Source organism: Kistimonas scapharcae (assembly GCF_039540975.1).
GTDB classification, from domain to species: domain Bacteria; phylum Pseudomonadota; class Gammaproteobacteria; order Pseudomonadales; family Endozoicomonadaceae; genus Kistimonas; species Kistimonas scapharcae.
This window is the reverse complement of the sequence record NZ_BAABFL010000019.1, coordinates 1-712: the sequence shown is the minus strand read 5'-3', so window position 1 is coordinate 712 and position 712 is coordinate 1. Positions and strand designations below refer to the sequence as shown.

Sequence of the window (712 nt, the reverse complement as noted above, 5' to 3'; positions counted from 1 at the left end):
ATGGCCCAGCTGGCGATCACTTCGTCTGCTTCTTCCCGGCTGAACTTGTCGATCAGGAACTCACGAAGACGGCGAAAAACAGAAGCAATGGTGAGTGTGTCGTAGGGGGCGGAGAACTCCAGTAACCCTTCCTCCTGCTCGTTGAAGGAGACCGGCTTGAGTCCTTTGAGAGCGGGCGGCTGGGCTCCCAGAAACCCCACATGGCGAAGATAGTAAACACCAGGCACCGGATTGTTCGGGCTGTCCGGCGTATAGAAACTGGCGCTGATTTTTTTGTAGCGACCGGCTTTGACCAGTTCCTCGAAATCAGCATCTATCTGGTGGGGTTCGGCTTCCAGTCCGTGTTCGTCAAACCGGAGTTGGCTGACCCAGCCATAGGCAGGACCGTTGTCTTTGGGATGGCCAACGACAATGGGCGCTTCATGAAGGGTGGGATTATAGGCAGCGACTGATGCCTTGATGGCTTCTTCGCTGAACCTGGTCGTGATGCCTGTTGAATCGGTATGGGTACCACTGCGGAAGATATGGATGGGTTTCATAAGGTTTCCTCAGGCATAGAAACATTAAACGCCGCATCGGTTTCGCTTTTGGTACAGGTTATTTCCGGTGATTGTTTCGTTCAGGCGGGGTTCAGCAGAGGAAAGGTAGGATGGAAGGGCAGTAATAAAGATGTTTCACAGGGTACTGGAGGTATTCCTTATGCTTGTTGTCT

Annotated in this window: 2 protein-coding genes; one reads left to right on the top strand and one right to left on the bottom strand. The window is 52.7% G+C overall.

Annotation, left to right across the window (positions count from 1 at the left end):
* Positions 1–539: hypothetical protein (locus tag ABD892_RS01775; protein WP_345193193.1), on the bottom strand; the 539-nt coding region annotated here is incomplete at its 3' end.
* On the opposite strand from ABD892_RS01775, the gene ABD892_RS01770 reads away from it, so the two are divergent.
* Positions 525–712 (top strand): hypothetical protein (locus ABD892_RS01770; RefSeq protein WP_345193191.1); only part of this gene is annotated, 188 nt, incomplete at its 3' end. The genes ABD892_RS01775 and ABD892_RS01770 overlap by 15 nt on opposite strands.